This is a genomic window from Kitasatospora sp. NPDC002965 (assembly GCF_040611255.1).
Taxonomy (GTDB): Bacteria; Actinomycetota; Actinomycetes; order Streptomycetales; family Streptomycetaceae; genus Kitasatospora.
Map to the genome: position 1 here is coordinate 18162 of NZ_JBEXNT010000004.1, position 22314 is coordinate 40475.

Consider the following 22314-nt stretch of genomic DNA (forward strand, 5'->3'; position numbering starts at 1 on the left):
GCCGGCCCACGCGCGCACGCCGGCGGGCCGCCCGCGACGCGTCCCACCTGCGGCCTTCTTCCTCCGACCGCCCGGCGCGCCCTACCATGACGGCCGTCGCGCCGGCCCCCGTCACCCGAACGGATGGAAGGATGGGCTCAGGCCCCCGCGAAGGAGCTGCGGGCCGAACGATCCGAGGAGCGCAGTCATGGCCAAGCAGGCCCCGCAGAGCGATCCGGCGCAAGACGCCCCCCGGGTGTCGGCGCCCCAGCACGCCGCGGCCGGGCTGCCCGCCGTCGGCCACAGCCTGCGGATGGCCGCCGAGCAGATGGGCGCCCGCCGCACCCTCTCCACCCTGCTCAAGGTCAACCAGCCCGACGGCTTCGACTGCCCCGGCTGCGCCTGGCCCGAACCGGGCAAGACGCACACCGCCGAGTTCTGCGAGAACGGCGCCAAGGCCGTCGCCGAGGAGGCCACCGAACGCCGGATCCGCGCCGAGTTCTTCGCCGCCCACCCGGTCGCCGAACTGGCCGGGCGCTCCGGCTACTGGCTCGGCCAGCAGGGCCGCCTCACCGGTCCGATGCTGCTCGACGAGGGCGCCACCCACTACACCCCGGTCTCCTGGGACGACGCCTTCGCGCTGATCGCCGAGGAGCTCCGCGCCCTGGACACCCCGGACGGCGCCGCGTTCTACACCTCGGGCCGGACCAGCAACGAGGCCGCGTTCGCCTACCAGCTCCTCGCCCGCCGGCTCGGCACCAACAACCTGCCGGACTGCTCCAACATGTGCCACGAGTCCTCCGGCTCGGCGCTCACCGAGACGCTCGGCGTCGGCAAGGGCAGCGTCAGCCTCCAGGACCTCTACCAGGCCGACCTGATCATCGTGGCCGGCCAGAACCCCGGCACCAACCACCCCCGGATGCTCTCCGCCCTGGAGCGGGCCAAGCGCGCCGGCGCGGCGATCGTCAGCGTCAACCCGCTGCCGGAGGCCGGCCTGGAGCGGTTCAAGAACCCGCAGCAGGCGCGCGGCCTGGTCGGCCACGGCACCAAGCTCACCGACCTCTTCCTGCAGATCCGGCTCGGCGGCGACCTCGCCCTGTTCCGGGCGCTCAACCAGCTGATCCTCGACGCGGACGGCGTCGACCGGGCGTTCGTCGACGAGCACTGCCACGGCTTCGACGAGTTCGCCGCCGAGGCCCGCCGGACCACCCGCGAGGAGGTGCTGGCCGCCACCGGCCTGCCCTGGGCGCAGATCGAGGAGCTCGGCCGGCTGGTCCTCGCCTCGAAGAAGGTCATCGTCTGCTGGGCGATGGGCCTCACCCAGCACAAGCACTCCGTGCCGACCATCCGCGAGGTGGTCAACTTCCTGCTGCTGCGCGGCAACGTCGGCCGCCCCGGCGCCGGCGTCTGCCCGGTGCGCGGCCACAGCAACGTCCAGGGCGACCGGACGATGGGCATCTTCGAACGCCCCTCGACGGCCTTCCTGGACGCCCTCGGCAAGGAGTTCGGCTTCGAGCCGCCGCGCGAGCACGGCCTCGACGCGGTCGACACCATCCGGGCGATGCGCGACGGCAAGGTCGGGGTGTTCTTCGCGATGGGCGGCAACTTCGTCGCCGCCACCCCGGACACCGACGTCACCGAGGCGGCGATGCGCCGCTGCCGGCTGACCGTACACGTCTCCACCAAGCTCAACCGCTCGCACGTGGTCACCGGCGCCCGCGCCCTGATCCTGCCCACCCTCGGCCGCACCGACCGGGACGTCACCGCGCGCGGCGCCCAGTTCGTCAGCGTCGAGGACTCGATGGGCCAGGTGCACTCCTCGCGCGGCGGCCTGCGCCCGCCGGCGCCCGGGCTGCTCTCCGAGGTGGCGATCGTCTGCCGGCTGGCCCGCGCGGTGCTCGGCCCCCGGGACACCGTGCCGTGGGAGGACTTCGCCGCCGACTACGACACCGTGCGGGACCGGATCGCCCGGGTGGTCCCGGGGTTCGAGGACTACAACGACCGGGTCCGCCGCCCCGGCGGCTTCACCCTGCCGCACGGCCCGCGCGACTCCCGGACCTTCCCGACGGCGACCGGGAAGGCCAACTTCACGGTCAACCCGCTCACCGCCCCGGAGGTCCCGCCGGGCCGCCTGCTGCTGCAGACGATCCGCTCGCACGACCAGTACAACACCACCGTCTACGGCCTCGACGACCGCTACCGGGGCATCCGCGGCGGGCGCCGGGTCGTCCTGGTCAACCCCGAGGACGCCGCCGGGTTCGGCCTCGCCGACGGCGCGTACGTCGACCTGGTCAGCGAGTGGAAGGACGGCGTCGAACGCCGCGCCCCGCACTTCCGCGTGGTCCACTACCCCGTCGCCCGCGGGGGCGCCGCCGCGTACTACCCGGAGACCAACGTCCTGGTCCCGCTCGACTCGACGGCCGACATCAGCAACACGCCCACCTCCAAGGCCGTCGTGATCCGCTTCGAACCCGACTCCGGCGCGGAGGTCTGACCACCGCGTACCTCCCGCGGTGCACGGCGGAGAGGCGGCAGTGTGCCCCGCCGGATCCCGGCGGGGCACCGTGCTGTTCGGGGTGTCGTCAGTTCTGGCCGGGCGGCAGGGTGCCGGTCGCCGTGCCGGTCGCCCTACCGGAGGCCGAGGCGGTGCCGGTCGCGGTGGCCGAGCCGGACGCGGCCGGGGTGCCGGTGGGCGTCCCCGTCGGCGTGCCCGTCGGCGTGCTGCTCGGCGGGTCGGTCGGCGTCCCGGTGGGCGTGCCCGTCGGCGTTCCGGTCGGCGTGCCCGTGGGAGTGCCCGTGGGCGTGCCCGTCGGCGTCCCCGTGGGGGTGCCGGTCGGCGTGCCGGTGGGCGTCCCGGTCGGGGTACCGGTGGGAGTCCCCGTCGGCGTCCCCGTGACCGGGTCGGTCGGGGTTCCCGTCGGAGTGCCGGTCGGCGTGCCGGTGCCGTCCGGGGCAGGCGTGCCGGGAGCCGGCGTGCCCGGGGCCGGAGCGGTGCCGGGCACCGGGGCGTCGGTCGGCGCTCCCGGCACCGGAGCGACGGGCACCTGGTTGAGCGGGCTCGGCGCGATCGCGGTGACGGAGTCCCAGCCCGCCGGCAGGTCCGGCACCTTCCAGGCGCCGCCGGCCTCGTCGGCCGCGCCGTCCGGGTCGGGGCGGACGGCGCCGAGGATCGGGTTGCCCCCGATCGGCGCCACCTTGACGACCGAACCCGGCCGGGGCGCGTGGACGACCAGGCCGCCGCCGATGTACATCCCGACGTGTGTGGCGCCCGCGAAGTAGATGATCAGGTCGCCGGCGCGCAGCTGGTTGAGCGGGACGTGCTGGAGCCGGGCCCACTGCTCCTGGCTGGTGCGCGGGATCGGCTTGCCGGCGTGCAGCCAGGCCTGCGAGGTGAGGCCGGAGCAGTCGAAGACGTCCGGTCCGGCGCCGCCCCAGACGTACGGCTTGCCCAGCTGGGCGAGCGCGTAGGCGACGGCGCCCCGGCCGGCCTGCGAGGGGGTGCGCTCGCCCTGGCCGAGCACGCCGGAGGCGAGGAAGGCGATCTGGGCCTCGTCGGCCTTGGCCTTCTCCAGCTTCTCCAGGTCGGCCCGCTGGGCGCCGGTGAGCGAGGAGACCAGCTGCTCGACGGAGGCGAGGTCGGCGGCCATCTTGGCCTTCGCCGTGTCCTGCTGGGTGACCAGGGTCTGCGAGTTCGCCAGCGCCTCCTCGTTCTGCTTCTGCAGTCCGGTGAGCGCGTCGCGGTCGACGGTCAGCTTGTTGAGGAACTCGGACTGGGAGCGGCTGGCCGCGGTCAGCAGCTCGGCGATGGTGACGGCCTCGTACGGGTCCTTGGAGAGCAGCAGCTCGGCGTAGGCGGAGACGGCGCCGTTGCGGTACTGGGCGGCGGCGAGCTGGGCGGCGACGTCGGTGCCGGCGTCGACCTGCTTCTGCTGGCGCTCCAGCTTGCCCTTGAGCTCGGTGAGCGCGGCCTGCTGCTCGGCGACCTTGGCCACCGAGGCGTTGTACTGCTCGGTGGCGGCCTCGGCGCCCTGGTAGAGCGCGTGCAGCTGGTCGAGGAGCGGGCCCAGGGTGGCCCTCGCCTCGGCGAGCGGGTCGGCGCCGGGGTCGGCCCCCGGGACGGTCGGGCCGGTGGTGCCGGGAACCGGCGGCGCGGGGTCGGCGTAGGCCGGTCCGGCCAGCGGCAGGGCGAGCGCGGCGGCCGCGAGGACGGCTCCGCAGCGCAGTGCGGCCCGCACCCAGGGTCGTGTGCCGGTCGACGGGCGTGTGCCTGTCCGCTCCGTGTGCTGCCCAGCCCCGCCCATGGGTCTCGCCCTCCCCGCCCACCTGCCCGTACTCCGGGGTCCCCGGATCCCCGCTGATCCTGCCATGTGTTACTCGCGGGAAACAGACCGCACCCGTACGGCTCGGTGAATTCTACGAGCAGTCTGTGAGACAGCTCTCAACAAAACGGGTGAAGTGGGCGTTTCTCCGCGAATGTCCAGCTCAGGGCAGTGACCGACACGCCCCGGCAAGGCCGTGGCAACCCCGCCGACACCATCGGAACCATGAGTCCGACGCCAGTTCACCTTCCGTTCATCAAGCGTCCCTAGCGTCGCGCACGACACCAACGTCAGTGCGACAACTACGACGATTGTTTGGGTATGGAACACATCTCGTTCCTGGTGGCCGTTGTGATCATCACGGCGCTCGCCTTCGATTTCACCAACGGGTTCCACGACACCGCCAATGCGATGGCCACCTCCATCGCGACGGGAGCCCTTCGGCCCAAGGTCGCGGTCACCATCGCGGCCGTCCTCAACTTCGCGGGTGCGTTCCTCTCCGTGAAGGTCGCCACCACCATCTCGGGCGGCATCGTCAACGAGAAGGCCGGCATCCATCCGGAGATCATCTTCGCCGCCCTGGTCGGTGCCATCCTCTGGAACCTGCTGACGTGGCTGCGCGGCCTCCCGTCGAGCTCGTCGCACGCCCTCTACGGCGGCCTGATCGGCGCCACCGTCGTCGGCGTCGGTGTCAACGGCGTCAACTTCGACACCGTCGTGTCCAAGATCCTCATCCCCGCCGTCGCCTCCCCGCTGGTCGCCGGCCTGGCCTCCTGGGGCGCCACCAAGCTGGCGTTCGCGATCACCCGCAGGAGCAACGGCGGGACGGTCAACAAGGGCTTCAAGACCGGCCAGATCTTCTCCTCCTCGCTGATCTCGCTGGCGCACGGCACCAACGACGCCCAGAAGACGATGGGCATCATCACCCTGACCCTGGTCTCGGTCGGCGCCCTGCCGAAGGGCGCGCTGCCCCCCACCTGGGTCATCATCTCGGCCGGTGCGGCCATCGCGATCGGCACGTACATGGGCGGCTGGCGGATCATCCGCTCGATGGGCAAGGGCCTGGCGGACATCACCCCGCCGCAGGGCTTCGCCTCCGAGTCGGCCGCCGCGACCGTCATCCTCACCTCGTCGCACATGGGCTTCGGCCTCTCCACCACCCAGGTCTGCTCCGGCGGCATCATGGGCGCCGGTCTGGGCGGGCCGAAGGGCCAGCTGCGCTGGAGCCTGGTCCGCCGCATGGTCTACACCTGGGGCCTGACCCTGCCCGCCGCCGCCACGGTGGCCGGCCTCGCGGCCCTCCTCGCCGAGCAGGGCACCTGGGGCGTCGTCCTGGTCGGCGCCGTGCTGGTCGCCGGCTCGGGCGCGATGTGGATCGTCTCCCGCCGCCAGCCGGTCGGCGCGGACAACGTCAACGAGGTCCACGACGTCACCCCGGTCGAGGTGGACCCCGCCACCGCGCCCCCCACCCCGACCCCCGCCTCGACCACGGTCGCGGCCTGACCGCCGCAGGCTGAGGAGCACAGCACCATGCACATCAAGTGGAACGCCCTGGCCCAGACCGCCGGCTTCAGCTTCGGCATCACGGTCGCCGTGGTCACCGTCTTCGCGCTCGGCATCCTGGCGCTGTCGCGTCACGAGGCCGCGCTCACCGCGCGCCGCGAGGCGGCCGGCCCGGGCACCTCGGTGTCCGGCAGCCGGCTGGCCCTGGCCGGCGCGTACGCCTGCTTCGCCGTCTGCGGCGCGGCCGTCCTCTACGGGCTGACGCTGATCGCCGGCCGGTAGCCGCCACGCCCACGGGCGCCGGCACCGGCACACGGGCACGCACCCACACGGCGGGAGGGCCGGGAGTGGATCACCACTCCCGGCCCTCCCGCCTTTCCCCGCCCCCGGTGACCGCTCCCGGCGCCCGCTCCCGGTGACCGGACCCGCGGGCTCGACCCCGGAGCCGCCCCGGCCGGAGCGGCCCACCCGGGTCCGCACTCACTCCCGGCCGGTCCGCAGCACGGTCTCGCGGATGAACAGCACCGTGACGAAGGCCAGCAGCGCGAACGGCGCCGCGACCAGGAAGACCACGCCCACACCGTGCCCGAAGGCGTCGGTCACCAGCGGGACGAGCGGGGCGGGCAGCTTGTGCAGGTCCGGAATGCCGCCGCCGAGCGCACCGCCGCCCGCCGGGACGTGCGCGGCGGCCAGGTTCTCCGTCAGGTAGTGGCCGACCCGGTTGTTCATCAGCGCGCCGAGTGCGGAGACGCCCATCGCGCCGCCCATGGTGCGGAAGAAGGTGACCACCGAGCTGGCCGCGCCGAGCTCGCTGCGCGGCACGGTGTTCTGCACCGCGAGGACGAGGTTCTGCATGGTGAGCCCGAGGCCGATCCCGGTGATCGCCATGTAGAGGGAGAGCAGGCCGTAGTCGGTGTCGGCCCGGGCGGTGCCGAGCAGGCCGAAGCCGACGGCCAGCAGCAGGGTGCCGGCGACCAGGTAGGCCTTCCACTTGCCGTACTTGGTGATGAGCTTGCCCGCGACGGTGGAGGAGACGGCCAGGCCGAGGATCATCGGCAGGGTCATCAGCCCGGCGATGGTCGGGGACTTCTCCCGGGCCAGCTGGAAGTACTGGCTGAGGAAGGTGGTCGCGCCGTACATCCCGATGCCGACCAGGACGCTGGCCAGCGCGGACAGGACGACGGTCCGGTACCGGAACAGGCTCGGCGGGATGATCGGCTCGGCGGCCCGGCGCTCGACCACGACGGCGAGCGCGCCCAGCAGCAGCCCGCCACCGACCATGACCACGGTCTGCCAGGACAGCCAGGCGTAGTTCTTGCCGGCCAGCGTGATCCAGATCATCAGCAGGCTGACGGCGGCGGTGATGACCAGCGCGCCGAGGTAGTCGATCTTCACCTTGCGCCTGACCACCGGCAGCTTGAGAGTGCGCTGCAGCACCAGGATCGCGGCCAGCGCGAACGGGATGCCGACGTAGAAGCACCAGCGCCAGCCCAGCCAGGAGGTGTCGACGATGATGCCGCCGATCAGCGGGCCGCCGATGGTGGCCAGCGCGAAGACGGCGCCGAAGTAGCCGCTGTACCGGCCGCGCTCGCGCGGCGGGACCATCGCCGCCAGGCAGATCTGGGCCAGCGCCGTGACGCCGCCGGCGCCGATGCCCTGGAGGGCGCGGCAGGCGATCAGCTGGCCGGTGTTCTGGGAGAACCCGGCCAGTGCGGAGGAGGCGATGTAGATCACCAGGGCGATCTGCAGCAGCAGCTTCTTGCTGGCGAGGTCGGACAGCTTGCCCCAGATCGGGGTGGACGCGGTGAGGGTGAGCAGGGTCGCGGTGATCACCCAGGTGTAGGCGGACTGGCCGCCGTGCAGGTCGGTCAGGATCCGCGGCAGGGCGTTGGAGACGACGGTCGACGAGAGCACGGCCACGAAGAGACCGAGCAGCAGGCCGGAGAGCGCCTCCATCACCTGCCGGTGCGTCATCGGTTGGTCGGTGGTGGCGGCGACTCCGGTCGAGGCGGGGGCGGTGACGGTCATCGAGGTCCTTAAATTCGTTGCCTGACACAACCATAAGTGGGTTGGTTGACTTGGGCAACATTCGTCAAGGGCAAGTAAAGCCCGGGCCGACCACTCGGCCCGGGCCTCGATCCCGGTGACGCCCCCTCGCGGCGCCTCCCCGCTACGCCTCCTCGCCGCGCCCGCCCGCCACGCCCGACGGGGCGGCCGACGCCACGCCCGACGCCACGCCCGACGCCGCGCCCGACGGGGCGAGCGACGGGACGGCCGCCTCGCCGACCACGTCGTTGAAGCGGTGCAGCAACTCGGCGAACCGGGCCACCTCCTCCGACGACCAGCCGGCCATCAGCTCCCTGACCCGCCCCATCCGGGCGTCCCGGGCCGCCAGGTACCGCCGCCGGCCGTCCTCGGTGAGCGAGACCAGCGCCGAGCGGCGGTCCAGCGGGTCCGCCACCCTGGCGACCAGACCCAGCTCCTCCAGGGCGCGGATCTGCCGGCTGACCGTGGCCTTGCCCACGGCGAAGTGCACGCCGACGTCCGTCACCCGCACCCGGCCGGCCTGTTCGATGTAGCCGAGCATGCTGTACGCCATGCCCTCCAGCTGCGGATGGACCCGCCGGGAGAGCTCCGCCACCCGCGCCCGGCCCCGCCGGAAGAGCACCCCGACCTCGCGCTCCACCGCCAGCAGTGGTTCCTCGTCCTCGTTCGCCGCAGTCACCGCGCCAGTATCGCGCAGCACGAGAACGCCGGACCCGGCGCGGGAGAAACGTCAACGAAACTAGTTCATGCTATTAAGTATCCGGTTTCCCCCGATACGCAAGGAGATGTCGATGACCGCCCCAGGGCAGGGACCAGGGCAGGCCACGGCACCGGAGCAGGCATCACCGCCGGCACCGGGGCAGGGCTTCGCCGCCGAACTGAAGGGCGCGGTCACCCCGCGTGCGGCACTGCTGGTGATCGCCGTGCTCCTCCTCCAGCTCGGCTTCATCACGTCGTACGTCGGGGCGCTCCACCACCCGACCCCGCACGAGCTGTCGATCGCGGTGGTGGCCCCGCCGCAGGTGGCCCCCAAGCTGGTGGAAGGACTGGAGTCCGTCCCGGACGAGGCCGTGAAGGCCGTCACGGCGCCGGACGCGGCCACCGCCACCGAGCAGCTCAAGGACCAGAAGATCTACGCCGCGCTGGTGGTGAACCCGGCCTCCACCGAGGACGTGCTGCTGGTCGCCAACGCACGCGGGCCGTCCGCGGCCCGGGCCGCCGAGAGCATCGTCACCGGCCTGGAGAAGTCCCAGGGCCGGACGGTCAAGGTCGAGGACGTCGTCCCGCTGGCCAAGGGGGACGCCAACGGCCTCTCCTCCTTCTACCTGGTGATCGGCTGGTGCGTCGGCGGCTACCTGGTCGCCTCGATCCTCGGCGTCAGCGCCGGGGCGAAGCCCGCCAACGCCAACCGGGCGGTGATCCGGCTCGGCACCCTGGCCCTGTACTCGGTCGCGGCCGGCATCGGCGGTGCGATCATCGTCCAGTCGGTGCTGGACGCGCTGCCGGGCTCGTTCTGGGGCCTGTCGGCGGTCGGCGCGCTGGTGGTCTTCTCGGTCGGCGCGGTCACCATGGCGCTCCAGTGCCTGTTCGACATCATCGGCATCGGGATCGCGGTCCTGCTCTTCGTGGTGCTCGGCAACCCGAGCGCCGGCGGGGTCTTCCCCCCGCCGATGATGCCGACGTTCTGGCGGGCGATCGGCGCCTGGTTCCCGAACGGCGCCGGGACGGACGCGGCCCGCTCGATCGCCTACTTCGGCGGCTCCGGCCTCGCCGTACCGCTGGTGGTCCTGCTGGTGTGGGCGGCGGTCGGCGTCGCCGTCACCTTCGCCGCCGTACTCCGCCGGCCGGGGCACCTCACCCGCACGCTGACCACGGACTGACGCGGTTCGGCGACCGCACCGGTCGCCGGACGGCACCGGTCGCCGGGCGGCCTCAGTCCTCCGGCCGCCCGGGGTCGGCGATCACCGACCGGACCACGCCGACCGCGGCCCCCAGCAGGGGGCCGCGGCGGCCCAGCCGGGAGACCGTCAGCCGCTCGTCCGTCCAGGGGCGGACGGTCACCCGGGCGGCCAGCTCGGCCCTCATCGCCGGCACCAGCCAGGGCGCCAGCTGCGCGTAGCCGCCGCCCAGCACCACCTCCGCCGGGTCGAGCAGGTTGACCGCACCCGCCGAGGCGATGCCCAGCGCGGCGCCCGCCCCGGCCAGCGCCGCCACCACCTCCTCGTCCCCCGCGGCGGCGCGCTCGGCGAGCAGCGCCACCCAGTCGCCGCGGATCCCCTCCAGTCCGGCCTGGCGCATCACCGCCGCCTCCCCCGCGTACTGCTCCAGGCAGCCGGTCGCCCCGCAGGCGCAGCGCGGCCCGTCCGGGTGGACGGGGACGTGGCCCAGCTCGCCCGCGTAGCCGCGCACCCCGCGCAGCAGCCGGCCGCCGACCACGATCGCCGAGCCGACACCGGCCTCGGCCGAGACGTGCAGGAAGTGTTCCGGCCCGCCGCCCAGCCAGAGTTCGGCGAGCCCGCCGAGGTTGGCCTCGTTGTCGGCCAGGATCGGCAGCTCGGCCAGTTCGTCGGCGTTGGCGGCGCGCAGTGCGAGCCGCAGCTCGGCGGTGACCGGGACGTCCCGCCAGCCGAGGTTGGCGGCCCGCTGGAGCATCGCCCCGTCGCCGCCGACCAGTCCGGGCACGGCCAGGGTCAGCCCGGCCGGGCGCAGTCCGGCGTCGGCGGCGGCGCGGCGGAGCAGCTCGGCCAGGTCGGCCATGACGGCGGCGGGATGCCGGCCCCGGTTGCGGATCTCCTGCCGTCGCCAGGCCCGGACCTCGCCGCGCAGGTCGACCACGCAGGCGCCGAGGTGCTCCACGCCGATCTCGGCGCCGAGGCCCCCGGGGCCGTCCGGGTGGAGGCCGAGCGCCGTGCCGGGCCGGCCGACCTTGCCGCTGGGGGCCGACGGGCCCTCCTCGACCACCAGGCCGGCCGCGATCAGCTCCTCGGCGAGCGAGGAGACGGCCGCCCTGGTCAGCCCGGTGTCGGCGGCGACCTCGGCCCGGGAGCGCGGGGCGCGCGCGATGACCCCGAGCACCAGCGCCAGGTTGGCCCGGCGCATGCCCTGCTGGCTGGCGGGCCCTGACCGGAGACCGTCCGTCTCGCGCATCGCCATCACCCCGATCGGCTTCCGCAGACTCGTTTGCAGCGTAGCCCGGTTTCGCCGACCGCTCCCGGCCGGTCGGGGGCCGGTCGACGGGCCGGCCGGAGGAGCGCGGGCCGGACGCGGGGGCCTGCCGTCAGGGTTGCTCCACCCGGGTGGAGGCGGGCTCGGCGAGCCGGAACACCCACCGCTGCATGGCCCAGAACCGGAAGAGCATCGCCACGAAGGTGCCCAGGACCATCCCGCTGAGGAAGTCGGCCAGTTCCTGGGCGAAGGGGCTGACCCAGGGCTCCCGCAGGTTCAGCATGTACCGCGAGACGATCAGCGGGACGTCGTTGACGGCGATCGCCGCCACGCTGACCAGGAAGTAGAGCAGTGCCTCGCGCTGCCGGCCGTTCGCCCGGAAGGCCCACCGGCGGTTGAACACGTAGGAGACGACGGTGGCCACCACGGTCGCCACGGTGAGGGCCACCACCGGCTTGTGCGCCAGCAGGGTGAGCCGCAGCGAGTAGTTGATCACCACGGTCAGGGCGAAGCACCCGCTGCCGACCAGCAGGAACTTCACCAGCCTCCGGTGCCGGAGCAGGACCGGGCGCAGCCCGGCCGGCACCCGGGCCAGGACGCGCTGCGTGGGGGACGCCATCTCCGCAGTCTGGCACGGGGCCCGCCGCCGTTCCCGCCGGAACCCGTCCGGCGTCCGGGCACGCCGGTGGCCCGGCGGAGGAGTACTCCGCCGGGCCTGTCCCGGGGCCGTTCGGGCCCTTCCCGGGGCCGTTAACGCCCCGCCGGTGGCCGCCCGGCGCCGCCTCAGGCGGCCGCGACCAGCACCTCGGCCGGCTCCAGGGCCAGCCTCAGCACCTCCCGGACGTCCGAGACCGGGTGGACGGTGAGCCGCTCCAGCACCTCGGCCGGGACGTCGTCCAGGTCGGCCTCGTTCCGCCGGGGGATGATCACCGTGGTGACGCCGGCCCGGTCGGCGGCGAGCAGCTTCTGCTTCACCCCGCCGATCGGCAGCACCCGCCCGGTCAGCGACACCTCACCGGTCATCGCCACGTCGGTGCGCACCTTGCGGCCGGAGAGCAGCGAGGCCAGCGCCGTGGTCATGGTGATGCCGGCACTCGGACCGTCCTTGGGCACGGCCCCGGCCGGGACGTGCAGGTGCACGCCGCGGTCGCGCAGCGAGGTGACCGGCAGCTCCAGTTCGGCTCCGCGCGAGCGCAGGTAGGAGAGCGCGATGTGGGCGGACTCCTTCATGACGTCGCCCAGCTGGCCGGTCAGGGTCAGCCCGGTGCCGCCGGTCTCGGCGTCCGCGAGCGAGGCCTCGATGTAGAGGACGTCGCCGCCGGCGCCGGTGACCGCCAGGCCGGTCGCCACCCCGGGGACGGCGGTGCGCCGCTCGGCCGGCTCCTGGGCGGCCTCCGGGACGTGGTGCGGGCGGCCGATCAGGGCGCGCAGGTCGTCGGCGCCGATCCTGACGGGCAGCTCGCGCTCGCCCAGCTCGCTCTGTGCGGCGATCTTGCGCAGCACCCGGGCGATCGAGCGTTCGAGGGTCCGGACGCCGGCCTCGCGGGTGTACTCGCCGGCCAGCCGGCGCAGTGCGGTCTCGTCGACGGTGACCTCCTCGTCCCGGAGGCCGGCCCGCTCCAGCTGACGCGGGAGCAGGTGGTCACGGGCGATGACGACCTTCTCGTCCTCGGTGTAGCCGTCGAGCCGGACGAGTTCCATCCGGTCGAGCAGCGGCTCGGGGATGGCCTCCAGCACGTTGGCGGTGGCGAGGAAGACGACGTCGGAGAGGTCCAGCTCGACCTCCAGGTAGTGGTCCCGGAAGGTGTGGTTCTGGGCCGGGTCGAGCACCTCCAGCAGGGCGGCGGCCGGGTCGCCCCGGTAGTCCGAGCCGACCTTGTCGATCTCGTCGAGCAGGACGACCGGGTTCATCGAGCCGGCCTCCTTGATGGCGCGGACCAGCCGCCCGGGCAGCGCGCCGACGTAGGTGCGCCGGTGGCCGCGGATCTCCGCCTCGTCCCGGATGCCGCCGAGCGAGACCCGGACGAAGCTGCGGCCCATCGCCCGGGCCACCGACTCGCCGAGCGAGGTCTTGCCGACGCCGGGCGGGCCGACCAGCGCGAGCACCGCCCCGCCGGCCCGTCGCCCTCCGCCGCCCTTCCCGGGCAGCGCGCCGTCCCGCCGCTCCTTGCCGCCGCTGCCGGCACCGGCACCGACGTCGGCACCGACCGGCCCGAGCCCCTGCTCGGCCCGGCGCTTGCGGACCGCGAGGTACTCGACGATGCGGTCCTTCACGTCGGCCAGGCCGGCGTGGTCGGCGTCCAGCACCGCGCGGGCGCCGACGATGTCGTAGGCGTCCTCGGTCCGCTCGTTCCAGGGCAGCTCCAGGACGGTGTCCAGCCAGGTGCGGATCCAGGAGCCCTCCGGCGACTGGTCGCTCGCCCGCTCCAGCTTGTCGACCTCCTTGAGCGCGGCCTCGCGCACCTTCTCCGGGAGGCCCGCGGCCTCGACCCGGGCGCGGTAGTCGTCCTCCTCGTCGGCCGGGTCGCCGTTCAGCTCGGCCAGCTCCTTGCGGACGGCCTCCAGCTGGCGGCGGAGCAGGAACTCCTTCTGCTGCTTGGCCACGCCCTCCTCGACGTCCTTGCGGATGGTGTCGTTGACCTCCTCCTCGGCGAGGTGGTCGCGGAGCAGGCCGAGCGCGTACTCCAGTCGGGCGACCTGGTCGGCCTCCAGCAGCACCTTGAGCTTCTGCTCGGCGGTGACGAAGGGCGCGTAGCCGATGTTGTCGGCGAGCTCGCCGACGTCCTCGATGGCGGCGACCCGGTCGACGATCTGCCAGGCGCCGCGCTTGCGCAGCCACTGGGTGGAGAGGTTCTTGTAGTCCCTGACCAGCTCGGCGGCCCGCCCGGCCACGGGGGTGCCGGCCGAGGACTCGCGGAACGGCGTGGTCTCGACCCAGAGCGCGGCGCCGGGCCCGGTGGTGCCGACGCCGATCCGCACCCGCCGCACCGCGCGGACCAGCGCGGCCGGGTCGCCGTCCGCCAGCCGGCCGACCTGCTCGACGGTGGCGAGGGTGCCGGCGGCCGCGTACGAGCCGTCCACCCTCGGGACGAGCAGGACCTGGGGCTTGCCCGTCCCGGCCGCGGCGCGGGCGGCCTCGACGGCGGCGCGGACCTCGGTGTCCTTCAGGTCCAGCGGGACGACCATGCCCGGGAGCACGACCTCGTCGTCGAGCGGCAGCACGGGCAGGGTGAGCGGTGTGGACGTCGATGCCATGATCTCTCCCCAGTCAGCGAACTTGAGTCGACCTGACTAAGGATCTGCGGGCGCCGGATGTTCCCCGCCAGTTGTTCGCCGTGAGCGAACGCGGAGTCGGCGCAGGGAGCGCGCGCGGGGGCTGTCAAAAAGACGCGTCCCGGGGTGGCCGCGGCGGCGTCCGGGCGCCGCCGGCCGGGGCGCCGGCCGGAAGGACGGCCGGAGGGACGGCCGGAAGGACGGAGACGGACGGAGACGGACGGCCGCGGGCTGCACCCGGAAGAGATCGATCGGAAAGCGGCACCGGAACGACACCGGAGCGGCACCGGAGCCACACCACCGGGAGGCGGCCACCGCCGCCGGGCGACGGCCGGCCGGGCGCCTACAGCCGGTCCAGCACCGCGGTCCGGCCGCGCGCGGTCGCCGGCGCCGGCACCCCGGCGGCCGGCGCGACCGCCCGGCCGCGCCCCGGTCCGTGGCCGTCCCAGCGGCGCAGCCAGCGCCAGAGCGCCACCCCGGCCAGCAGCGCCACCGGGTGCCCGACGCCGGTGACCAGGTCGCGGTCGGTCGCGATCTGCTCGGCGATCAGCACGCCGGCCAGACCCAGGCCGAACACCCGGCCGGGCAGGGGGAGCAGCCCGGCCAGTGCGCCGAGGCTGGCCAGCACGCCGTAGCTGACCCCGATGTCCAGGTGGTCGAGCGCCGCGGTCTCCAGGCGCCCGGTCTCCACCGCGGTGATCACCACGGCCTGGGAGAGCAGGGTGGCCGTGACGTGCCCGGCCGCGAAGACCACCGCGGCGCGGACCGCCCCGACCCGGCGCTCCAGTGGCGCGACGGTCAGGGCGAAGGCCCACAGGTAGGGCATCCAGACCGTGCCGGCCACCCAGAAGCCGCTGAGCAGGAGCGCGCGCAGCGGATGGTGCAACAGGTTGTGCCCGTCCGAGCTGGACGCCTCCTGGAGGCGGGCCACCAGTTCCGGATCGGCGAGCATCGCGAACGTGGTGGTGGCGCCGACCACGGCGAGGTAGCCGAGCGCGAAGGGGTTGCGCCGGGGGGTCGGCACCCGGGCCAGCACCCAGGCGAGCGGGCCGGCCCGCAGCCCGTGGCGGAGCATCCCGTACGGCGGCCCGCCCTGCCCGGCGCCGATCCGTCGCCCCGTCATGCCGCCTCCGCTCAGACGCCGCAGCCACCGGCCCCGCCCGGTGCCCAACGTACCGGCGGGCTCCGGCGATCCCACCTCCACGACTTGTCGTGGCCACGGTACGTCCGGCTCCTGGGAGCCGGCTGGGAAAATGCCGTGAGTATTCCGATACCGGTAGAGACCCGACATTGGTCCAGACCATCCCCCTCCCCACAGGGGGGTGGCGCCCCTGACCGGCGGGTTGGTGTCAACTCATGTGCATACGTACCGTTACTGAGTGAAAAATCGCCGGGTAAGGTATCGGCCCGTGCCCACTTCCGAGTGGGTCCGGAAACCGGTCCGACAGGCCGGTCCACGGGCCGGAAACGTCCGGTCCGCCTGCCGGGAAGCATCCTCTGTCCGTACGCTGCGGAGTGTGCGGAAGAGAAGGGCGGTCCACACCCGCCCTCCGACGCCGCACGCGCGACGGGACGGCGGACCCGGCACAGTCCACGACGGAACAAGACTACGAGCGGAGCCTCGCCATCCCCACAGGTGGCCGGCCCGCAGCCCTGGGGGCGGTGGCGTGACCGTGACAGAAATTCAGCAGGACCACCAGAACAACGGCGGCACGGTGAGCAGCCAGCGCAGAGTGCTGGTGGTGGAGGACGAGCCCACGATCGCCGAGTCCATCGCGGCCCGGCTGGGCGCGGAGGGCTTCAAGGTGGCCGTGGCCCACGACGGACCCGGCGCCGTCGACGGCTTCCACACCTGGCAGCCCGACCTCGTCGTCCTCGACATCATGCTGCCCGGCTTCGACGGGCTGGAGGTGTGCCGCCGGATCCAGGCCCAGCGCCCGGTCCCGGTCCTGATGCTCACCGCGCGCGACGACGAGACGGACCTGCTGGTCGGCCTCGGCGTCGGTGCCGACGACTACATGACCAAGCCCTTCTCCATGCGCGAACTGGCCGCCCGGGTCAACGTGCTGCTGCGCCGCGTCGAGCGCGCCCAGCAGGCCGCCCGGACGCCCGCACTGGGCTCGCTGCGCTTCGGCGAGCTGGAGATCGACCACGTCCAGCGCCGGGTCCGGCTGGCCGCGGGCGACGTCCACCTGACGCCGACCGAGTTCGACCTGCTCGCCTGCCTGGCCGCACAGCCGCGCGCGGTGCTCACCCGCGAGCAGCTGCTGGCCGAGGTGTGGGACTGGACCGACGCGTCCGGAACCCGGACCGTCGACAGCCACGTCAAGGCGCTCCGCCGCAAGATCGGCGCCAGCTGGATCCGCACCGTCCACGGTGTCGGGTACGCGCTGGAGGCCCCGCTCTCCTAGCGGCGCCTCGGGCGGCGGGCCTCCGGGGGGCCCGTGTCCCGAACCGCCGTGCGCGCCACCCGAGGGATCACAGCACGCGGGGGATTCACAGGGGACCAATGACCTTTCCACAGCAACGCAACGGGGACACCACCGGCAGCAGGCCGCCCACGCTGGCCACGCGTGCCGCCCGCCGGGTCTGGGCCGACATCCGGCCGCTCGACCCGGTCCGCTCCATCAAGGGCAAACTCGCCCTCCTGGTGATCGTCTCGGTCTTCCTGGCCACCGGCATGGTGGTCGTGGCGATCCGGTCCGAGACCCAGATCCGGATCATCATGATCTTCTCGATGATCGCCTCGCTGCTCTTCATGCAGTTCCTCGCGCACGGGCTGACCGCCCCGCTGCGCGACATGACCGCCGCCGCCCGCGCGATGGCCTCCGGCGACTACACCCGCCGGGTCGAGGTGAACTCGCGCGACGAGATCGGCGAGCTGGCGGCGACCTTCAACCAGATGGCGGCCGATCTCGGAGCCGCCGACCGCCACCGCCGCGAGCTCGTCGCCAACGTCTCGCACGAACTGCGCACGCCGATCGCCGCGCTGCACGCCGTGCTGGAGAACGTGGTCGACGGCGTGGTCCAGCCGAACCCGGCGACCCTGGGTGCCGCGCTGGAACAGACCGAACGGCTCGGCCGGCTGGTCGCCCACCTGCTCGACCTGTCCAAGATCGACGACGGCGTGGTCGACCTGGACGCCCGCCCCTTCGAGGTGCGCGAGTTCCTGGACGGCGTGCTGCGCGGGGTCACCGTGGACGGCGCGACGGCCGGCGGGGCGTTCTCCCGCCGGGGCGACGTCCGGCTCGCCCTGGAGGTCAGCCCGGCCGGCCTGACCGGCGTCGCCGACCCGGAACGGCTCCACCAGGTGGTCGCCAACCTGGTCGACAACGCCTGCAAGCACTCCCCGCCGGGCGGCACCGTGACGGTCCGCGCCCGGCCCGGCGACATGCCGGGCGGGCTCCTGCTGGAGGTGGAGGACGAGGGTCCGGGCATCCCGGCGGCCGACCGGACCAGGGTCTTCGAGCGGTTCAGCCGCAGCGGCACCGCCACGGGGGCCGGGCCGGGTGCCGACGGCGGCACCGGGCTGGGCCTGGCCATCGCCCGCTGGGCGGTGGACCTGCACGGCGGGCGGATCGAGGTCGCCGAGGCCGAACGCGGCTGCCGGATCGCGGTCCGGCTGCCCGGCCCGCGCTGACCGCGCGGGCGGCCCCCCGTCGACCCCGCACCTCACCGACCCCGCACCGACCCCGCCGGCGGCCCCGACGGCGCTCGCGTCCGCGTTCACCCCGGTGAGTGCGCCGGTGATCCCGCCGGTGTCCCGCAGGCGGTTCCGTCGGAGGCCGCCGCGATGTTCGCGTCGAGCGGACTTCGCCCGCATGTCACAGAAGCGACACAGACATGCGCGGCGGAGTCCGCCGGTCAATCGAATACTTTTGTCCGCTTTTGCCCGCATATGGGGCGCGATCAGGCGCGATCGGTTCCCCTCCGATGCGGCCTTCTAACGCACATTTTCAGCCAACCTGCAGGTCAGGACTGTGATCTGGGCGACGCCTGGGCCCCGGGGACTGCGCGATCACTGGTCAGAGGCGTAGCCTTAATCCCCGCTGTCCAAACATCCCAAAAGGAAGCGGAAGAGGGCGGTTGCCGCCGTGTCGCCACAGTCCCATGAAACCTCCAACAGCTCGGCAAGCTCCACGGGCTTCGGCCCCAATGAGTGGCTCGTCGACGAGATCTACCAGCAGTACCTCCAGGACCCGAACTCGGTCGACCGAGCCTGGTGGGACTTTTTCGCCGACTACAAGCCCGGTACCGAGGTGACCCCAGTGACCCAGGCCGCGACCCAGGTCGGCCCCACGCCGACCCCCGCCGCCGCCCCCGCGCCCGCCGCCGCTGCTGCTCCGGCGGCTCCGGCCCCGGCAGCGCCGGCTCCGGCAGCGCCCGCCGCCCCGGCAGCTCCGGCCGCCGCGGCCCCGGTCGCGGCCCCGGCCCCGGCCGCGCCGCTCGCCGCAGCCCCCGCCGCGCCTCCGGCCCCCAAGGCCGCCGCCCCGGCCGCTGCGCCCGCCACCGACGCGACCGGCCCCGAGCTGGTCCCGCTCCGCGGCCCGGCGAAGGCCGTCGCGACCAACATGGACGCCTCGCTGGAGGTGCCGACCGCGACCTCGGTCCGCGCCGTCCCGGCCAAGCTGTTGATCGACAACCGCATCGTCATCAACAACCACCTGCAGCGCGCCCGTGGTGGCAAGGTCTCCTTCACCCACCTGATCGGGTACGCCCTGGTGCAGGCCGTCAAGGCCTCCCCCGGGATGAACAACAGCTACAAGGTGGAGAACGGCAAGTCCTACCTGGTCAAGCCGGAGCACGTGAACCTCGGCCTGGCCATCGACCTGGTCAAGCCGAACGGCGACCGCCAGCTCGTCGTCGCGGCCATCAAGAAGGCCGAGACCCTCGACTTCTTCGGCTTCTGGCAGGCCTACGAGGACATCGTCCGCCGGGCCCGCGCCAACAAGCTGACCATGGACGACTTCACCGGCGTCACGGTCTCGCTGACCAACCCGGGCGGCATCGGCACCGTGCACTCCGTGCCGCGCCTGATGCAGAACCAGGGCACCATCGTCGGCGTCGGCGCCATGGAGTACCCGGCCGAGTTCCAGGGCTCCGCCCCGGAGACCCTGTCCCGGCTCGGCGTCTCCAAGATCATGACGCTGACCTCGACCTACGACCACCGCGTCATCCAGGGTGCGGCGTCCGGCGAGTTCCTGCGCGAGATCCACCGCCTGCTGCTCGGCGAGAACGGCTTCTACGACGAGATCTTCGAGTCGCTGCGGATCCCGTACGAGCCGGTCCGCTGGGCCACCGACGTCGCCACCACCCACGACGACGAGGTCAACAAGACCGCGCGCGTCATCGAGCTGATCCACTCCTACCGGGTCCGCGGCCACCTCATGGCCGACACCGACCCGCTGGAGTACAAGCAGCGCAAGCACCCCGACCTGGACGTCACCACCCACGGCCTCACCCTGTGGGACCTGGAGCGCGAGTTCGCGGTCGGCGGCTTCGGCGGCCAGCGGATGATGAAGCTCCGCGACATCCTCGGCCTGCTGCGGAACACCTACTGCCGCACCGTCGGCATCGAGTACATGCACATCCAGGACCCGAAGCAGCGCAAGTGGCTGCAGGAGCGCGTGGAGAAGCCGTACACGAAGCCGGAGCGCGAGGAGCAGCTGCGCATCCTGCGCCGCCTGAACTCCGCCGAGGCCTTCGAGACCTTCCTGCAGACCAAGTACGTCGGGCAGAAGCGTTTCTCGCTGGAGGGCGGCGAGTCGCTCATCCCGCTGCTGGACGCCACCATCGACTCGGCGGCCGAGCACCGTCTGGACGAGGCCGTCATCGGCATGGCCCACCGCGGCCGTCTGAACGTGCTGGCCAACATCGTCGGCAAGCCGTACGGCAAGATCTTCGGCGAGTTCGAGGGCAACCTCGACCCGAAGTCCATGCACGGCTCCGGCGACGTGAAGTACCACCTCGGCTCCGAGGGCACCTTCACCGGCCTGGACGGCGAGACCATCAAGGTCTCGCTCGCCGCGAACCCCTCCCACCTGGAGGCCGTGGACCCGGTCGTCGAGGGCATCGCCCGCGCCAAGCAGGACATCCTGGACCAGGGCGGCACGACCTTCCCGGTGCTGCCGATCCAGATCCACGGCGACGCGGCCTTCGCCGGCCAGGGCGTCGTCGCGGAGACCCTGAACATGTCGCAGCTGCGCGGCTACCGCACCGGCGGCACCGTGCACGTCGTGGTGAACAACCAGGTCGGCTTCACCGCCGCCCCGGCGTCCTCGCGCTCCTCGATGTACTGCACCGACGTGGCCCGGATGATCGAGGCCCCGATCTTCCACGTGAACGGTGACGACCCGGAGGCCGTGGTCCGCGTCGCGCGGCTCGCCTTCGAGTTCCGCCAGACGTTCCACAAGGACGTCGTGATCGACCTCATCTGCTACCGCCGCCGCGGTCACAACGAGGCCGACAACCCGTCGTTCACCCAGCCGCTGATGTACGACCTGATCGACAAGAAGCGCTCGGTGCGCAAGCTCTACACCGAGGGTCTGATCGGTCGCGGCGACATCACCATGGAAGAGGCGGAGCAGGCGCTCCAGGACTTCCAGGGCCAGCTGGAGAAGGTCTTCGCGGAGGTCCGCGACGCCGCCCAGGCCCCGGCCCCCGCCACCAACGGCAAGCCGGTCGCCGACTTCCCGGTCAACATCCAGACCGGCATCTCCCAGGAGATGGTCAAGCGGATCGCCGCCTCCCAGGTCAACCTGCCGGACTGGCTGACCGTCCACCCGCGCCTGCTGCCGCAGCTCCAGCGCCGGGCCGCCTCGGTCGAGGACAACACCATCGACTGGGCGACGGGCGAGACCCTCGCCATCGGCTCGCTGCTCATGGAGGGCCACCCGGTCCGCCTGGCCGGCCAGGACAGCCGCCGCGGCACCTTCGGCCAGCGGCACGCCGTCCTGATCGACCGCCAGACCGGCGACGACTACACCCCGCTGCAGTACCTCACCGAGGACCAGGCCCGCTACACCGTCTACGACAGCCTGCTGTCCGAGTACGCGGCCATGGGCTTCGAGTACGGCTACTCGCTGACCCGCCCGAACGCGCTGGTCATGTGGGAGGCGCAGTTCGGCGACTTCGTCAACGGCGCGCAGACCGTGGTGGACGAGTACATCGCCTCCGCCGAGCAGAAGTGGGGCCAGCACTCGGGCGTCACCCTGCTGCTGCCGCACGGCTACGAGGGCCAGGGCCCGGACCACTCGTCCGCGCGCCCGGAGCGCTTCCTCCAGCTGTGCGCGCAGAACAACATGACGGTCGCCATGCCGACCCTGCCGTCGAACTACTTCCACCTGCTCCGCTGGCAGGCGCACAACCCGCACCACAAGCCGCTGGTCGTCTTCACCCCGAAGTCGATGCTGCGTCTGAAGGCCGCGGCGAGCGCCACCGAGGAGTTCACGTCCGGCTCGTTCCGCCCGGTCATCGGTGACAACACCGTCGACCCGGCGAACGTCCGGAAGGTGGTCATCACCGCCGGCAAGTTCTACTACGACGTCGAGGCGGCCCGCACCGAGCGCGGCGTCACCGACACGGCGATCGTCCGGGTCGAGCGGCTCTACCCGCTGCCGGTGGCCGAGCTCCAGGAGGAGCTGGCCCGCTACGGCGAGGACGTCCAGTTCGTCTGGGCCCAGGAGGAGCCGGCCAACCAGGGTGCCTGGCCGTTCATCGCGATGAACCTGGTCGACCACCTCCAGGTCGTCATCGGCCGCAGTGCCAACGGCGCCCGCCTGCGCCGCGTCGCCCGCCCGGCCTCCTCGGCCCCCGCGGTCGGTTCGGCCAAGCGTCACGCCGCCGAGCAGCAGTCGCTGCTGGAGGAGATCTTCACCATCTGACCCTCCCGGTCGGACTCCGGCACCGTCGTACCTCCGGCCCCCCGCGCATCCCTGGTCCCCAGGGCCGCGCGGGGGGCCGGAGGCGTATCACCACGGCGTGTGCGAAGGTCCCAGCTCTGCAACCAAAGCGGTACCGACCTGCGGGG

At 73.1% G+C, this 22314-nt stretch carries 14 protein-coding genes; 7 read left to right on the forward strand and 7 right to left on the reverse strand.

The genetic code is table 11. The features are described from left to right. Positions 1–187: 187 nt before the first annotated feature. Positions 188–2473, forward strand: a complete 2286-nt coding sequence (locus tag ABZY91_RS02940; protein ID WP_329952246.1) for an FdhF/YdeP family oxidoreductase — start codon at positions 188–190, stop codon at positions 2471–2473. Positions 2474–2561: 88 nt separating this feature from the next. On the opposite strand, the gene ABZY91_RS02945 is transcribed toward ABZY91_RS02940, so the two are convergent. Then, positions 2562–4214 carry an NlpC/P60 family protein gene (locus tag ABZY91_RS02945; protein ID WP_355399335.1) on the reverse strand — a complete coding sequence of 551 codons (1653 nt, stop codon included), beginning with the start codon at positions 4212–4214 and terminating at the stop codon, positions 2562–2564. Between the two features lie 405 nt (positions 4215–4619). Between ABZY91_RS02945 and ABZY91_RS02950 the strand changes: the two genes are divergently transcribed. Together ABZY91_RS02950 and ABZY91_RS02955 are read left to right on the forward strand one after the other, a co-directional pair. After that, positions 4620–5801: an inorganic phosphate transporter gene (locus tag ABZY91_RS02950; protein ID WP_355399337.1), complete on the forward strand. Its 1182-nt coding sequence runs from the start codon at positions 4620–4622 to the stop codon at positions 5799–5801. 27 nt (positions 5802–5828) lie between these two features. Further along, on the forward strand, positions 5829–6083 hold the full coding sequence (locus tag ABZY91_RS02955) for a hypothetical protein (protein ID WP_329883071.1): 255 nt from the start codon (positions 5829–5831) through the stop codon (positions 6081–6083). Positions 6084–6281: 198 nt separating this feature from the next. Here ABZY91_RS02955 and ABZY91_RS02960 read toward each other — a convergent pair whose 3' ends face one another. After that, a complete protein-coding gene (locus ABZY91_RS02960; protein WP_329883072.1) occupies positions 6282–7829 on the reverse strand; it encodes an MDR family MFS transporter in 1548 nt (515 codons plus the stop codon). Positions 7830–7971: 142 nt separating this feature from the next. After that, positions 7972–8526, reverse strand: a complete 555-nt coding sequence (locus tag ABZY91_RS02965; protein ID WP_355399340.1) for a MarR family transcriptional regulator — start codon at positions 8524–8526, stop codon at positions 7972–7974. Between the two features lie 112 nt (positions 8527–8638). On the opposite strand from ABZY91_RS02965, the gene ABZY91_RS02970 reads away from it, so the two are divergent. Next, positions 8639–9727 (forward strand): ABC transporter permease, encoded by a 1089-nt coding sequence (locus ABZY91_RS02970; RefSeq protein ID WP_355399342.1) that lies wholly within the window; start codon positions 8639–8641, stop codon positions 9725–9727. 52 nt (positions 9728–9779) lie between these two features. Here ABZY91_RS02970 and ABZY91_RS02975 read toward each other — a convergent pair whose 3' ends face one another. The 4 genes from ABZY91_RS02975 to ABZY91_RS02990 all read right to left on the reverse strand — a co-directional run bounded on the left by ABZY91_RS02975 (position 9780) and on the right by ABZY91_RS02990 (position 15408). After that, positions 9780–10994, reverse strand: coding sequence for an ROK family transcriptional regulator (locus ABZY91_RS02975; RefSeq protein WP_329883075.1), 1215 nt, complete (start codon positions 10992–10994; stop codon positions 9780–9782). 130 nt (positions 10995–11124) lie between these two features. Then, a complete protein-coding gene (locus ABZY91_RS02980; protein ID WP_329883076.1) occupies positions 11125–11631 on the reverse strand; it encodes a GtrA family protein in 507 nt (168 codons plus the stop codon). Between the two features lie 164 nt (positions 11632–11795). Further along, on the reverse strand, positions 11796–14267 hold the full coding sequence (lon, locus tag ABZY91_RS02985; RefSeq protein ID WP_355399345.1) for an endopeptidase La: 2472 nt from the start codon (positions 14265–14267) through the stop codon (positions 11796–11798). A 361-nt stretch (positions 14268–14628) separates the two neighbouring features. Next, complete coding sequence (locus ABZY91_RS02990; protein WP_355399347.1) at positions 14629–15408, reverse strand: rhomboid-like protein; 780 nt, start codon at positions 15406–15408, stop codon at positions 14629–14631. 550 nt (positions 15409–15958) lie between these two features. Between ABZY91_RS02990 and ABZY91_RS02995 the strand changes: the two genes are divergently transcribed. From ABZY91_RS02995 to ABZY91_RS03005, 3 genes are all read left to right on the forward strand, one after another. Further along, positions 15959–16696: a response regulator transcription factor gene (locus tag ABZY91_RS02995; RefSeq protein WP_329883079.1), complete on the forward strand. Its 738-nt coding sequence runs from the start codon at positions 15959–15961 to the stop codon at positions 16694–16696. A gap of 98 nt (positions 16697–16794) precedes the next feature. Then, on the forward strand, positions 16795–17925 hold the full coding sequence (locus tag ABZY91_RS03000) for a HAMP domain-containing sensor histidine kinase (protein WP_329952252.1): 1131 nt from the start codon (positions 16795–16797) through the stop codon (positions 17923–17925). A gap of 454 nt (positions 17926–18379) precedes the next feature. Continuing rightward, positions 18380–22168 carry a multifunctional oxoglutarate decarboxylase/oxoglutarate dehydrogenase thiamine pyrophosphate-binding subunit/dihydrolipoyllysine-residue succinyltransferase subunit gene (locus ABZY91_RS03005; RefSeq protein WP_355399349.1) on the forward strand — a complete coding sequence of 1263 codons (3789 nt, stop codon included), beginning with the start codon at positions 18380–18382 and terminating at the stop codon, positions 22166–22168. The last annotated feature ends 146 nt before the right edge of the window (positions 22169–22314 follow it).

Bases quoted from the DNA above. Each gene is read 5' to 3' on its own strand.
- lon (WP_355399345.1), bottom strand. From the start codon at position 14,267: ATGGCATCGACGTCCACACCGCTCACCCTGCCCGTGCTGCCGCTCGAC.
- ABZY91_RS03000 (WP_329952252.1), top strand. From the start codon at position 16,795: ATGACCTTTCCACAGCAACGCAACGGGGACACCACCGGCAGCAGGCCG.
- ABZY91_RS02950 (WP_355399337.1), top strand. From the start codon at position 4,620: ATGGAACACATCTCGTTCCTGGTGGCCGTTGTGATCATCACGGCGCTC.
- ABZY91_RS02955 (WP_329883071.1), top strand. From the start codon at position 5,829: ATGCACATCAAGTGGAACGCCCTGGCCCAGACCGCCGGCTTCAGCTTC.
- ABZY91_RS02960 (WP_329883072.1), bottom strand. From the start codon at position 7,829: ATGACCGTCACCGCCCCCGCCTCGACCGGAGTCGCCGCCACCACCGAC.
- ABZY91_RS02970 (WP_355399342.1), top strand. From the start codon at position 8,639: ATGACCGCCCCAGGGCAGGGACCAGGGCAGGCCACGGCACCGGAGCAG.
- ABZY91_RS02975 (WP_329883075.1), bottom strand. From the start codon at position 10,994: ATGCGCGAGACGGACGGTCTCCGGTCAGGGCCCGCCAGCCAGCAGGGC.
- ABZY91_RS02980 (WP_329883076.1), bottom strand. From the start codon at position 11,631: ATGGCGTCCCCCACGCAGCGCGTCCTGGCCCGGGTGCCGGCCGGGCTG.
- ABZY91_RS02990 (WP_355399347.1), bottom strand. From the start codon at position 15,408: ATGACGGGGCGACGGATCGGCGCCGGGCAGGGCGGGCCGCCGTACGGG.
- ABZY91_RS02940 (WP_329952246.1), top strand. From the start codon at position 188: ATGGCCAAGCAGGCCCCGCAGAGCGATCCGGCGCAAGACGCCCCCCGG.